The organism is Endothiovibrio diazotrophicus, assembly GCF_054657215.1.
Genome location: NZ_BAAHXB010000020.1, coordinates 34755 through 47143 on the forward strand (window position 1 = coordinate 34755; position 12389 = coordinate 47143).

At 68.5% G+C, this 12389-nt stretch carries 11 protein-coding genes; 9 read left to right on the plus strand and 2 right to left on the minus strand.

Going from position 1 to position 12389, the window contains the following annotated elements:
- Positions 1-70: 70 nt before the first annotated feature.
- Positions 71-877 (plus strand): indole-3-glycerol phosphate synthase TrpC, encoded by an 807-nt coding sequence (trpC, locus tag ACYQ2W_RS07680; protein ID WP_459864942.1) that lies wholly within the window; start codon positions 71-73, stop codon positions 875-877.
- A 159-nt stretch (positions 878-1036) separates the two neighbouring features.
- The gene (locus tag ACYQ2W_RS07685) at positions 1037-1432 is read left to right on the plus strand and encodes a bacteriohemerythrin (protein WP_459864944.1); all 396 of its coding nucleotides are present in this window, start codon (positions 1037-1039) and stop codon (positions 1430-1432) included.
- A 144-nt stretch (positions 1433-1576) separates the two neighbouring features.
- Here ACYQ2W_RS07685 and ACYQ2W_RS07690 read toward each other — a convergent pair whose 3' ends face one another.
- Positions 1577-2242 (minus strand): protein-L-isoaspartate(D-aspartate) O-methyltransferase, encoded by a 666-nt coding sequence (locus ACYQ2W_RS07690; RefSeq protein WP_459864946.1) that lies wholly within the window; start codon positions 2240-2242, stop codon positions 1577-1579.
- A 129-nt stretch (positions 2243-2371) separates the two neighbouring features.
- Here ACYQ2W_RS07690 and nfo point away from each other — a divergent pair, with 129 nt between their 5' ends.
- The 4 genes from nfo (at position 2372) to ACYQ2W_RS07710 (ending at position 6004) form a co-directional block, all read left to right on the plus strand.
- On the plus strand, positions 2372-3217 hold the full coding sequence (gene nfo, locus ACYQ2W_RS07695) for a deoxyribonuclease IV (RefSeq protein WP_459864948.1): 846 nt from the start codon (positions 2372-2374) through the stop codon (positions 3215-3217).
- Positions 3218-3291: 74 nt separating this feature from the next.
- Positions 3292-3711: an OsmC family protein gene (locus tag ACYQ2W_RS07700; protein ID WP_459864950.1), complete on the plus strand. Its 420-nt coding sequence runs from the start codon at positions 3292-3294 to the stop codon at positions 3709-3711.
- A gap of 99 nt (positions 3712-3810) precedes the next feature.
- Complete coding sequence (gene speD / locus ACYQ2W_RS07705; RefSeq protein ID WP_459864952.1) at positions 3811-4626, plus strand: adenosylmethionine decarboxylase; 816 nt, start codon at positions 3811-3813, stop codon at positions 4624-4626.
- Between the two features lie 358 nt (positions 4627-4984).
- Positions 4985-6004 (plus strand): CDP-6-deoxy-delta-3,4-glucoseen reductase, encoded by a 1020-nt coding sequence (locus ACYQ2W_RS07710; RefSeq protein ID WP_459864954.1) that lies wholly within the window; start codon positions 4985-4987, stop codon positions 6002-6004.
- A gap of 170 nt (positions 6005-6174) precedes the next feature.
- Here the strand turns inward: ACYQ2W_RS07710 and ACYQ2W_RS07715 are convergent, their stop codons facing one another.
- On the minus strand, positions 6175-7884 hold the full coding sequence (locus ACYQ2W_RS07715; protein WP_459864956.1) for a hypothetical protein: 1710 nt from the start codon (positions 7882-7884) through the stop codon (positions 6175-6177).
- 303 nt (positions 7885-8187) lie between these two features.
- On the opposite strand from ACYQ2W_RS07715, the gene ACYQ2W_RS07720 reads away from it, so the two are divergent.
- The 3 genes from ACYQ2W_RS07720 to ACYQ2W_RS07730 are packed head-to-tail and all read left to right on the plus strand — an operon-like array spanning position 8188 to position 12194.
- Positions 8188-8760 (plus strand): tetratricopeptide repeat protein, encoded by a 573-nt coding sequence (locus ACYQ2W_RS07720; RefSeq protein WP_459864958.1) that lies wholly within the window; start codon positions 8188-8190, stop codon positions 8758-8760.
- 6 nt (positions 8761-8766) lie between these two features.
- Positions 8767-10890: a type I secretion system permease/ATPase gene (locus tag ACYQ2W_RS07725; RefSeq protein WP_459864960.1), complete on the plus strand. Its 2124-nt coding sequence runs from the start codon at positions 8767-8769 to the stop codon at positions 10888-10890.
- The gene (locus tag ACYQ2W_RS07730) at positions 10887-12194 is read left to right on the plus strand and encodes an HlyD family type I secretion periplasmic adaptor subunit (protein WP_459864962.1); all 1308 of its coding nucleotides are present in this window, start codon (positions 10887-10889) and stop codon (positions 12192-12194) included. The genes ACYQ2W_RS07725 and ACYQ2W_RS07730 overlap by 4 nt, the downstream gene beginning before the upstream one ends.
- Positions 12195-12389: the final 195 nt, after the last annotated feature.

Here is a 12389-nt window from a genome sequence, read left to right on the forward strand (position 1 = left end):
AAGAAGAGGTTTCTCTCTTCATTCGCGTTCATTTGCGGACCTTTTACATTTCATTTGCGGACCTGATTTCATGAGCAACGAACTACCCGACATCCTGCAGAAGATCCTCCGCCGCAAGGAGGAGGAGATCGCCGAGGGCATGGCCCGCGAGCCGCTGGAGCGGCTGGCCGAGCGCGCGCGCGGGGCCGATGCCCCGCGCGGTTTCGTCGCCGCCATCGAGCGCGCGCTGGCCGCCGGTCGTTCGGCGGTGATCGCCGAGGCGAAGCGGGCCTCGCCGAGCAAGGGGGTGATCCGCGAGCGGTTCGACCCGGCGGCGATCGCCCGCGACTACCAGCGGGGCGGCGCCACCTGCCTCTCGGTGCTCACCGACGTAGACTTCTTCCAGGGTTGCAACGACTATCTGGTGGCGGCCCGCGCCGCCTGCGCCCTGCCGGTGATCCGCAAGGACTTCATCATCGATCCCTATCAGGTGGTCGAGGCCCGCGCCCTCGGCGCCGACTGCATCCTGCTGATCGCCGCCGCCCTCGACGACGGGCGCATGGCGGAACTCAACACCCTCGCCCACGAGCTGGGCATGGACGTGCTGGTGGAGGTTCACGACGGCCATGAGCTGGAGCGGATGCTCAAGCTCCCCAACCGGCTGGTGGGGATCAACAACCGTAATCTGCGCACCTTCGAGGTCTCCCTCGACCACACCCTGGAGCTGCTCGAACGGATTCCCGACGACCGCATCGTGGTCACCGAGAGCGGCATCCACACCCCCGAGGACGTCCAGCGCATGCGCGATCATCGGGTCGACACCTTCCTGGTGGGCGAGTCGTTCATGCGCGCCGACAGCCCCGGCGACAAGCTCTCCCAACTTTTTTTCCCCCGCTGAAAATCCCGCTCGGCCTGCGGCCTGCGGGATTTTCAGCGGGCGAAAAAAAGTCATTGGGGGGCGATGGCCGTGGGGGCGGGGGAGTACGTAGGTTGGGTGCCGTTCCGCTTTCCCCCGGCCCGGACCTATGCTTTTTGTCGGGGGAACCGGAGGTGTGAAATGAAGGATCTGCACTGGTCGGACAACTTCGCTACCGGCATCGAGGTGGTCGATCTTCAGCATCACTACTTCGTCGACACCATCAACCGCGTCGCCCACGCCCTCAACGAGTCCGAACGCCCCGAGACGCGGGAGCGCCTGCTGCTGGAACTGGTGAAGTACGCCGAGTTCCACTTCCTTTCGGAGGAGAACGTCGCCGAGGCGATGAACGCGCCGCTGCTCGCCGAGCATCGCGAGCGCCACCGGGAGATCCTGGCGGAGATCGGGCGTCACGTGGCGGAGGTCGAGGCGGGCGCCATCTCGGTGGATGATTTCGTCGTCTTCCTGATCGAGTGGTTCGCCGGACACACCATCCATGAGGACCGGCGGCTGTTGCGGGGGCATCCCGCAGGATGAGTTCGCGGGCCGGGTGTCGGGGCACGTTCGGCGATCGCCTCCCGCGCTTGCCGGGATGCAGCCCTCGTTCGGCAAGGCGCGCACCGCGCGCCCTATAGGGCGGGCTGCGCCCGCCGTGCGCAACGGAGCCACCGCTCGGATCGTTTACCGCTCCCGATGGATCAGTGGCACGAAGGCCACCGGCAGGATCGACCGCGCCGTGTAGTTCCCCGCCTCGTCGCGCTGCACCACCGTCAGCTCCTGGCGCAGCCAGCGGGTATCCAGCGGGATCACCAGCCGCCCTCCCGGCCGCAGCTGCTCCAGCAGCGGAGGCGGCAGGTTCGCCGCTCCGGCGGTGACGATGATGCCGTCGAACGGGCCCTCCTCCGGCCAGCCGAGGTAGCCGTCGCCGACCCGCCCCTCGACGTTGTCGTAGCCCAGCTCGCGCAGCCGCGCCCACGCCGCTTCGGCCAGCGCCTCCAGCCGCTCCACGGTGTAGACCCGCGCCACCAGCCGCGAGAGCACCGCGCTCTGGTAGCCGGAGCCGGTGCCGATCTCCAGCACCCGCGCCGCGGGTCCCAGCTCCAGCAGGTCGCTCATCAGGGCGACGATGTAGGGCTGCGAGATGGTCTGGCCGAGGCCGATCTGCAACGGCCCGTCCTGATAGGCGAAGGGCGCCATCTCCGCCGGCACGAAGCGGTGGCGCGGCACCTCCGCCAGCGCCGCCAGCACCGCCGGCGACAGGTGATCCCGCCGGGTGTAGGTGCGCGTCGCCGCCACCTCCTCGCGGATCACCTCCACCATCCGCGCCCGTTCCGTTTCCCGTGACATGCCGCGATCTCCGCCACCCCCCCTATCAAAATTAGCACCCGCCCGTTGGGTTGAGGCTCCGCGCCGGGTATCCGCTACAATGGCCCTCTTGCATCGCAGTCAACCCACAGAATTTTCGAGGATTTCGCCATGAAACGAGTTGGTGCCCACGTCAGCGCCTCCGGCGGCGTGGAGAACGCCCCGCTCAACGCGCAGAAGATCGGCGCCCGCGCCTTCGCGCTGTTCACCAAAAACCAGCGCCAGTGGGTCGCCAAGCCGTTGACCGCCAAGAGCATCGACGCCTTCCAGGCGAACCTGGAGCGCATCGGCATCGAGCCCCGACACGTACTGCCCCACGACAGCTACCTGATCAACCTCGGCCACCCCGACCCCGAGGCGCTCGCCAAGTCCCGCGACGCCTTCCTCGACGAGATGCGCCGCTGCGAGCAGCTCGGTCTCACCCTGCTCAACTTCCACCCCGGCAGCCACCTCAACCAGGTGAGCGAGGAGCAGAGCCTGGATACCGTCGCCGAGTCGATCAACCGCGCCCTGGAGCAGACCGCGGGGGTCACCGCGGTGATCGAGAACACCGCCGGCCAGGGCTCCAACCTGGGCTACCGCTTCGAGCACCTGGCGCAGATCATCGACCGGGTGGAGGACAAGGACCGGGTGGGGATCTGCATCGACACCTGCCACACCTTCGTCTCCGGCTACGACCTGCGCACCGCGGAGGCCTGCGCGGCCACCTTCGCGGAACTGGACCGGGTGGTGGGTTGTCACTACCTGCGCGGCATGCACCTCAACGACTCCAAGCCCGACCTCGGCGCGCGGGTCGATCGTCACCACAGCCTGGGCGAGGGCAAGCTCGGCTGGGAGGTGTTCCGCTTCATCATGAACGACCCGCGCTTCGAGGAGATCCCGATGGTGCTGGAGACCATCGACGACACCATCTGGGACCGGGAGATCGCCCAGCTCTATGCGCTGGTGGACGATTGACGTGAAGGAGTCGTTCTGATTTCCCGGTTGGGGGTAGAATCCGCCGTTTCGCCAATTGAAGTGAGGAGCGGCGCATGAAGGCACGGGTGAAGTGGGTCGAGCAGGCGACCTTCCTGGGGGAGGCGGGCAGCGGGCACGCGGTGGTGATGGACGGCCCGCCGGACCACGGCGGCCGCAACCTCGGGGTGCGCCCGATGGAGATGCTGCTGCTCGGCATGGGCGGCTGCACCGCCTTCGACGTGGTCAGCATCCTGAAGAAGTCCCGCCAGCCGATCAGCGACTGCGTCGCCGAGATCGAGGCCGAGCGGGCCGACACCGATCCCAAGGTGTTCACCAAGATCCACGTCCATTTCGTGGTCACCGGCCGCGAGCTCGACGAAAAGCGGGTGGGCCGCGCGGTGTCGCTGTCGGCGGAGAAATACTGCTCGGCCTCGATCATGCTCGGCAAGGTGGCCGAGATCACGCACGATTTCGAGATCGTCGAGGCCCCTTAGGGCGCTCGAAAGGGGGAGATTGTCCTCCTCCCGTCATGCAATATCGGCGATAATCGCCGGTGATATCCCCCCATTACCCCATCAGCGGGAGGTCCTGCGTTGACCAAACACCAGAAGCGCTTGAAGCTCCACGGCTTCAACAACCTCACCAAGAGCCTCAGCTTCAACATCTACGACATCTGCTACGCGCAGACGTCGGAGCAGGTGGGCAGCTACATCGAGTACATCGACGAGGCCTACAACGCCGAGCGCCTGACCCAGATCCTCACCGACGTGGCCAACATCATCGGTGCCAACATCCTCAACATCGCCCACCAGGACTACGATCCCCAGGGGGCCAGCGTCACCATGTTGATCTCCGAGGAGCCGGTGGCCGCCGAGCAGCTATCCAACACCGAGGCGCCGGGTCCGCTGCCCGATGCGGTGGTGGCCCACCTGGACAAGTCCCACATCACGGTGCACACCTACCCGGAGAGCCATCCCGATCACGGCATCTCCACCTTCCGCGCCGACATCGACGTCTCCACCTGCGGGCGCATCTCGCCGCTGAAGGCGTTGAACTACCTGATCCACTCCTTCGAGTCGGACATCGTGATCATGGACTACCGGGTGCGCGGCTTCACCCGCGACGTGCAGGGCAAGAAGCACTTCATCGACCACCGCATCAACTCGATCCAGAACTACCTGGCCAAGGACACCCGCAACCGCTACCAGATGATCGACGTCAACGTCTATCAGGAGAACATCTTCCACACCAAGATGATTCTCAAGGAGTTCGACCTCGACAACTACCTGTTCGGCGTCGACGCCGACGACCTGCCGCCACGCGAGTCGCGCAACATCAAGCAACTGCTCAAGCGCGAAATGGCGGAGATCTTCTACGGCCAGAACATCGCCAGGGGATTGAAGCTGTAACGGCCCGTCCGCCCCCTCCCCCTCCCCCTCTCCTTTTTCCTTCCCCCGAATGCATTTGGTTGACATTCAATTCCCGATCAATATACTCAACAACATGGCTTACTGAATTGGTCGGGTAAGAGGGACGGGCCCCTCCGGGCCGGCCACCCGCGCTGCGGGTCGGTAAGGCATTGGTTGACTTCCAAGCCGCGCATCTGCGCATTCGGCCACGCATCCCCCCTGATCGCGTGGCCGTTTTTTTGCCGGGTGCGGGAAGCGGCGGGTCGCCATCGATGGCCCCTTTGAGGCCCGGAGTGCTCCCATGGATAATGGGGCCGGTACGACAACGATCAATCAACCTTCGCGGGAAGCATTCACCATGAGCTGCAAAGTAACCGTCCAGTCCACCGATCATCAGTTCACCGTCGATCCCGGCGAGTCGGTCCTCGACGCCGCCCTGCGCCACGGGATCGGTCTCCCCTACGGCTGTCGCAACGGTTTCTGCGGCGCCTGCAAGGGCAAGGTGGTGAGCGGCAAGGTGAGCTACGAGGAGGTGCCCGGCGGGCTGAGCGAGCAGGAGCAGGCCGCGGGGCACGCATTCTTCTGCAAGGCGCGTCCCGAGGGCGATCTCACCATCGAGGTGGAGGAGCTGACCGCCGAGGAGATCAAGCCGGAGCGTTTCAACGGCAAAGTGGTGAAGCTGGAGCGGCTGGCCGACGACGTGATGCGGCTGGGGCTGGCCCTGTCGGAGAGCGATCGGTTGCAGTTCCGTGCCGGTCAGTACATCGACCTGATCATGAACGACGGCCGCAAGCGCGCCTTCTCCCTGGCCAACGCCCCCCACTGTGACGAGATGCTGGAGCTGCACGTCCGCCATGTGGAGGGCGGCGAGTTCACCGGTTACGTCTTCGACGGCATGCAGGTGGGGGAGGAGATCGCCTTCGAGGGGCCGCTGGGCACGTTCCACCTGCGCGAGGATTCCGACCGGCCGATTCTCCTGGTGGGCGGAGGCACTGGCTTCGCGCCGCTCAAGGGGATTGTCGAGCACGCCTTCGCCGAGGGGGTGGACAACGCGATGACCCTCTATTGGGGCGCGCGCGAGGAGAAGGACCTCTACCTGGACGAGCTGCCGAGGAGCTGGGCGGCGATCAACGTCCACTTCCACTACGTCCCGGTGCTCTCGCGGGCCGGCGAAGAGCAGGGGTGGCATGGGCGTAGTGGCTGGGTCCACGAGGCGGTGGTGGCCGATCACCCCGACCTCTCCGGCTTCGACGTCTACATGAGCGGTCCACCGGCGATGATCGATGCGGCGAAGAAACTGTTCCTCGCCCATGGACTGCCGGAGGAGCGGATCTTCTCCGACGCCTTCGAATTCGCCGCCGACGCCAAGGCGGCCTGAGCCTCCTCCCTCGCGGAGTGAAAACGCGCCCTTCGGGGCGCGTTTTTTTTCCGCGCTAAGGTGTCGGCGGAGCGATCGCGGCGGGCGCCGACCGATCCATAGGGCGCGCCGCGCGCGCCGTGTCGAACGAAGGGGTTTCCGCATGGATCGGGGCACCGCCGTCCGGTCGCCTACTCCAGCGTGAGATGCCGCAGGAAGCCGTTGTAGAGCCCGAGGAAATCGTCGTCGAGCAGCGAAGGGGCGCCGCTCGTCAGGCGCTGTTCCGCCCGCTCCCGCCAGGGGGCGGCGGGGGCGGCGCGGAGCAGCGCCAGCGCCTCGTCGCCTGCGCCGCTGCGGGCCAGGGCGTGGGCTAGGCCCCAGCGCAGAAAGGGGTAGTCGGGATGGCGGGCGAGCAACGCGCGCAACGGCTCGATCGCCTCCCGGTCCTTGCCGTTGACCAGCAGCACGAAGGCATAGACCGGCGCGCTGATCGGCTGGTCCGGCGCCAGCCGGTAGGCGCGGTCGGCGAGCCGTTCGGCAGCCGCCAGGTCCTGGCCCATGGTCTGCGTCGCCCGCTGGGCGAGGTCCCGCGCCTCGCTCACCCGGGACAGGCGGAACTTGTCGATGGTCATCTCCCCCCAGGTCAGCGGCAGGGAGCGGAAGATCAGCGCCTCCTGGTACTGGTGGACGAAGAGCAGGTTCCACCCCCCGAGCAGGGCCACCAGGAGTGCTGCGCCGGCCGCCGCGCGGCGGGGCGGGAGGCGCGTCTCGAGCCAGGCGAGGGCCAGCGCGAGGCCGACGCCGAACAGCGGCAGCAAGCTGATGAAGCGGCGCTGGCCGAAGGACCAGCCGGCCCACCAGTCGCTCACCGCCGCGTTGAGCAGGGTCTGGGCGGCGAGCGCCGCGACGATGCCCAGCAGCAGCAGGCGACGCGGTCGCCACAGCAGCGCCAGGCCGAGAAGAGCGGCCAGCAACAGCGGGTGCCAACTGAACAGGCCGTGGCGGGTGCCGAACAGCAGTCCGCCCAGCGGCAGGTCGCCGAAGTCGATGAAGCCCCCGCCCTGGGGGATCAGCAGCGGCCGGTCGTAGATCAGCTGCCAGGCGATGAACTGCGGCAGCAGGGTGGCGAGCAGCGCAACGACGAACGGCAGGTGGCGGCGCAGCCAGGCCATCGGCGGCTCGCCACCGCGCAACAGCGGACCGAGCGCCACCGCCATCGCCGGCAGCAGCAGCAGCGCGTTCTGCCAGCGCGCCAGGATCATCGCCCCCGCCGCCACCCCCACCCACGGGCGCACCCCCCAGCGCACCCACGCCAGCAGGAACAGCGCCGCGGCGAACAGGCTGACGTTGTGCGACATGGCGGTGAACGACCACAGGTAATAGGTCTCCTGGGAGGCCCAGAACAGCCCCAGGGTGGCGATCAGCGCCGGACGCAGGGCGACGAAGTGGAGTGCCAGGATGCCGCACAGCCACAGGCCGAGCAGGCCGTAGAGGCTGTTGCTCAGATAGACCGCGAGCCGGGTGACCTGGAGGCCGCCGTCGAGGCCGAGGGCGGCCGCCCCCTTGGCGAGCAGGTAGAAGGGCGACCAGAACAGCGCCGGGCCCACCGAGAAGACATTGCGCGCCCGCCCGTTGGGCAGCAGCTCCGGCTGGAAGTCGGGGCCGTAGACGTCGCGCAGGTTGTTGGCCAGGTCGAGGTCGCCGTCCTCGAACAGCGACGGCAGGTAGATGTAGTAGTAGACGCTGTCGGCGCCGCGTACCCGGTTGTCCAGGTCGTCCAGGTAGCCGAGTACCCCGTAGAGGGCGGTGAGGGCGACCCAGGCGGCGAGCAGCACCGCGCCGAGGGAGAGCACCTCGCGGCGGCCGGGGTGGGGACGGAGGGGGAGGGCGGGTTCCATCATAGGGGTACGATCAGGTCCGGGGGCAAACGGCCAACGAGTGTATCGGATTCATCTCCGTGTCGCTGGGAGGAGCAATCCCGGCACCGCGTCGAAGCCGGGTGATGAAGGGCGATTTTGGCGGCGGCCAGCGGCGGCAACGAAAGCAGCGATCGCCCGTGAGCCGGCGACGGCGGTGGGATCGGTCGCCGTGCCTCCACGTAGCCGCCGAGGGCCACTCTTCCGCGTGAAAGGTCGTCCATGGCACCCCCATGGCAAACGCGCTATCTTGCCCCTCCTTGATAAATCGTGTGATTGCGGAGTCCGGTGAACGTTCAGGATGCCTACAGGCTGGCGGTGGAGCGCCATCGCAGCGGACGCGACGAGGCGGCGGCGGCGATCTGCGGGAAGATCCTGGCGGCGCTGCCGAGGCATCTCGGTGCACTCCACCTGAGCGGGGTGATCGCGGCGCGGGCGCAGGAGTTCGAGCGCGCCGAAGAGCTGCTGCGGCGGGCGCTGGCGGTGGGGCCCGATGATCCGATGACCCTCGGCAGTCTGGGCAACGTGTTGACTGCCGTCGGACGGTTGGACGAGGCGGTGGCGCTCTACCGGCGGTCGCTGGCGCTGGCGCCGGAGAACGGGGCGACCCTGAGCAACTACGGCAATGCGCTGAAGGCGCAGGGGCGATTGGAGGAGGCGGTGAGCGTCTATCGCCAGGCGCTGGCAGTGGATGCCGGCAACGCCGCGGCGTTCAACAACCTGGGCAACACGCTCGCCGCCCTCGGGCGGCGCGAGGAGGCGGCGGCGGCGTTGCGCCGCTCGCTGGCGCTGGAGCCGAACCAGGAGGGGGCACGGCGGATGCTGGAGGCGCTGGAAGGGGACGTCGGGGGGCGTCACTGATCGCCCATGGCCGCGCCCTCCGCCCCCACCGATCCGCTGCTGGAGTGCCTGCTCTTCCTGGCGCGCCGTTTCGATCGCCCGACCACCCCCGCCGCCCTCACCGCCGGCCTGCCGCTGGCGGAGGATCACCGTCTCACCCCGGAGCTGGCGCTGCGCGCCGCCGAACGCGCCGGCATCGAGGCGGAGTGGGTGGAAACCCCGCTGGAGAAGCTCCACCCGGTCGACCTCCCGGCGATCCTTCTCCTCGACCAGGGCGAGGCCGCCGTCCTCCTTTCTGTGGACGACGGTGAGGCCACCCTCCACCGCCCTGGTCAGGGTGATCAGGCCCACCCGATCACCCAACTGTCGAATTCGTATGCCGGGCGCGCCTTGAGAGCGCGCCCGGCATACGAATTCGATGAGCGCAGCGCGGAGCACAAGGAGAAGCGCACCGGCCACTGGCTGTGGCGGGTGCTGGTCCGCTCCTGGCCGCTCTACGTGGAGGTGGTGGTCGCCTCGCTGCTGGTCAACCTGTTCACCCTGGCCACCCCCTACTTCATCATGAACGTCTACGACCGGGTGGTGCCCAACCACGCGGTGGAGACCCTCTGGGTGCTGGCCAGCGGGCTCGCCCTGGTGTTCCTCTTCGACGTGCTGATCCGCACCCTGCGGGTCCACTTCATCGACTCGGCCGGCAAGCGGGCGGATGTGATCCTCGGCGCCAAGCTGTTCGCCCACATCCTGCACACCCCGCTGAAGGGGCAACCCCGTTCGGTGGGGGCCTTCGCCAACCACTTCCACGAGTTCGAGGCGCTGCGCGACTTCGTCACTTCGGCGACCCTCACCACGCTGATCGACCTCCCCTTCGTGTTGCTCTTCCTGGCGGTGATCGGCTGGGTGGCGGGGCCGGTGGCGCTGGTGCCAGCGGTCGCCGCGCCCTTGGTGATCCTCGGAGGGCTTGCGCTGCAACCGCCGTTACGTCGGCTGGTGGAGCGCGGCTACCGCGGCGCGGCGGACCGCCACGCGGTGCTCATCGAGAGCCTCGGCGCGCTGCCGACGATCAAGGCGCTGGGCGCCGAGGGGCAGGTGCAGGCGCGCTGGGAGGCGGTCTCCGCAGAGCTGGCGCGCACCGGCCTGCGCACCCGCTTCGTGCAGGCCGTGGCGCTCCACTTCGCGCTGCTCAGCCAGCAGTTCGCGGTGCTCGGCGTGGTGCTCTACGGCGTCTACCGGATCACCGCGGGGGAGATGAGCGTCGGCGCGCTGATCGCCTGCACCCTGCTCACCGGCCGCGCCCTCGGGCCGCTCGGTCAGGTCGCCGGCCTGCTCACCCGCTATCACCAGTCGGTGGCCTCGCTGCACGCGCTGGACCGCATCTTCGCCCAACCCACCGAGCGCCCGGAGGGCACGCGGCCGCTGCACCGGCCAAAGCTCGCTGGCGGGGTGGAGTTCCGCGAGGTGCGTTTCAGCTATCCGGAGCAGCCGATGGCGACCCTCGACGGGGTCTCCTTCACCATCCGCCCAGGGGAGCGGGTCGGTATCGTCGGACCGCTGGGCTGCGGCAAGAGCACCGTGCTGCGGCTGATCCAGGGGCTCTACCACGCCGACCAGGGGGCAGTGCTGATCGACGGGGTCGACCTGCGCCAGCTCGATCCGGCGGAGCTGCGCCGCAACATCGGCGCGGTGCCCCAGGAGGTGGAACTGATGGCCGGTTCGGTGCGCGACAACATCCGCTTCGGCACGCCGTGGGCGGACGACGAGGCGGTGCTCGCCGCCGCGGAGACGGCCGGGGTGAGCGCCTTCGTCAACGAGCATCCGGCGGGTTTCGCGCTGGAGGTGGGCGAGGGCGGCCGGCTGCTCTCCGGCGGCCAGCGCCAGGCGGTGGCGGTCGCCCGCGCCGTGCTCCGCGACCCGCCGCTGCTGCTGCTCGACGAGCCGACTTCCAGTATGGACAGCGCCGCCGAAGAGCGGCTGAAGCGCCGGCTGGCGGAGAGCACCTGGGGCAAGACGGTGCTCCTGGTGAGCCACCGCGCGTCGGTCTTGTCGCTGGTCGAGCGGCTGATCGTCATCGACCACGGCCGGGTCACCGCCGACGGGCCGAAGGAGCAGGTGCTGCGCAAGCTGAGCGCCGGCGGCGGTGAGGGGCGCGGATGAAGGCCTCCCGCGACTGGTCGGAGAGCGAGCGGCTCGCCCTGGAGGGGCCGCGGGTCGGCGCCCACCTGCTGCTCGCGGCGGTGGTCGCGTTTGTCGTCTGCGGCCTGGCCTGGGCCCACTGGGCGACCCTCGACGAGGTGACCAGCGGCCAGGGCAAGGTGATCCCCTCGCGTCACGTGCAGGTGGTGCAGAACATCGACGGCGGCATCGTTCGCGAGATCCTGGTGGCCGAAGGGGACCGGGTGACGGAGGGGCAGGTACTGCTGCGCATCGACGATACCCGCTACGCCTCCACCTTCGAGGAGGGGCGGTTGCAGTATCTGGAGCTCACCGCGCGGGTGGCGCGGTTGCGCGCCGAGGTCGACGGCACCGATTTCGTCCCGCCCAAGGAGGTCAGCGAGCGCCAGCCGCAGCTGGTGGCCGGCGAGCGCGCGCTGTTCGAGTCGCGCAAGCGTGAATACGCCTCGGCGCTGGCGATCCTCGACCAGCAGACCACTCAGCGGCGCCAGGCGCTGAGGGAGCTGGAGAACCGCCAGGGCAAGCTCCGGCGCAGCCTCGAACTGGCGCGCAGGGAGCTGAAGATCACCCGGCCGCTGGCTGAGCGGGGGGTGATCTCGGAGGTGGAGCTGCTGCGCCTGGAACGCGAGGTGAACGACCTCGATGGCGAGCTGGGCAGCACCCTGCTCAACATCGAGGGGGCGCAGGCGGCGCTCGGCGAGGTCGGGCGCAAGGTGGAGGAGTACAAGGCCTCCTACCGCGGCGAGGCCCTGGCCGACCTCAACGCCCTTCAGGGGGAGTTGGACCGGGCGCAGGCGCTCAACCGTGGCAGCGAGGACCGCGTCACCCGCGCCACGGTCCGCTCGCCGGTCACCGGCATCGTCAAGACGCTGCGGGTGAAGACCCTCGGTGGGGTAGTGCAACCGGGGGAGGGGATCGTCGAGATCGTCCCCGAGGAGGAGAGCCTGCTGGTGGAGGCGCACATCCGCCCCAAGGACATCGCCTTCCTCCACCCCGGCCAGCGGGCGATGGTCAAGTTCACCGCCTACGACTTCTCGATCTACGGGGGCCTGGAGGGGAAACTGGAGCAGATCAGCGCCGACACCCTGGTCGACGAGCAGGGCGAGAGCTTCTACCGCATCCGCGTGCGCACCGTGCGCGCCCGCTTCGGCACGGACGAGGAGCCGCTGCCGATCATCCCCGGGATGACCACCACGGTGGACATCCTCACCGGCCACAAGACGGTGCTCGACTACCTGCTCAAGCCGATCCTGCGCGCCCACCGCGAGGCGCTGCGCGAGCGCTGAGGGGCCCCCACCCTTTCGGGTGCGTCGCTCATAAGGGAGATTTAAGCATCACGTCGTTAAGGTATGACGCGGCCTCTTCGTAGGGCGGATTAGCGATAGCGTAATCCGCCGCATCGGAGCTGCCGCCGGCGAAGGCGCCTTCGTTCCCGGCGGATTACGCTACCGCTAGTCCGCCCTGCGCTCGACGTTCGTGGG

What these genes read in the sequence shown, in the direction of transcription:
- ACYQ2W_RS07685 (WP_459864944.1), top strand. Translation starts at nt 1,037, where the DNA reads ATGAAGGATCTGCACTGGTCGGACAACTTCGCTACCGGCATCGAGGTG.
- ACYQ2W_RS07710 (WP_459864954.1), top strand. Translation starts at nt 4,985, where the DNA reads ATGAGCTGCAAAGTAACCGTCCAGTCCACCGATCATCAGTTCACCGTC.
- nfo (WP_459864948.1), top strand. Translation starts at nt 2,372, where the DNA reads ATGAAACGAGTTGGTGCCCACGTCAGCGCCTCCGGCGGCGTGGAGAAC.
- ACYQ2W_RS07725 (WP_459864960.1), top strand. Translation starts at nt 8,767, where the DNA reads ATGGCCGCGCCCTCCGCCCCCACCGATCCGCTGCTGGAGTGCCTGCTC.
- ACYQ2W_RS07690 (WP_459864946.1), bottom strand. Translation starts at nt 2,242, where the DNA reads ATGTCACGGGAAACGGAACGGGCGCGGATGGTGGAGGTGATCCGCGAG.
- ACYQ2W_RS07730 (WP_459864962.1), top strand. Translation starts at nt 10,887, where the DNA reads ATGAAGGCCTCCCGCGACTGGTCGGAGAGCGAGCGGCTCGCCCTGGAG.
- ACYQ2W_RS07700 (WP_459864950.1), top strand. Translation starts at nt 3,292, where the DNA reads ATGAAGGCACGGGTGAAGTGGGTCGAGCAGGCGACCTTCCTGGGGGAG.
- trpC (WP_459864942.1), top strand. Translation starts at nt 71, where the DNA reads ATGAGCAACGAACTACCCGACATCCTGCAGAAGATCCTCCGCCGCAAG.
- ACYQ2W_RS07715 (WP_459864956.1), bottom strand. Translation starts at nt 7,884, where the DNA reads ATGATGGAACCCGCCCTCCCCCTCCGTCCCCACCCCGGCCGCCGCGAG.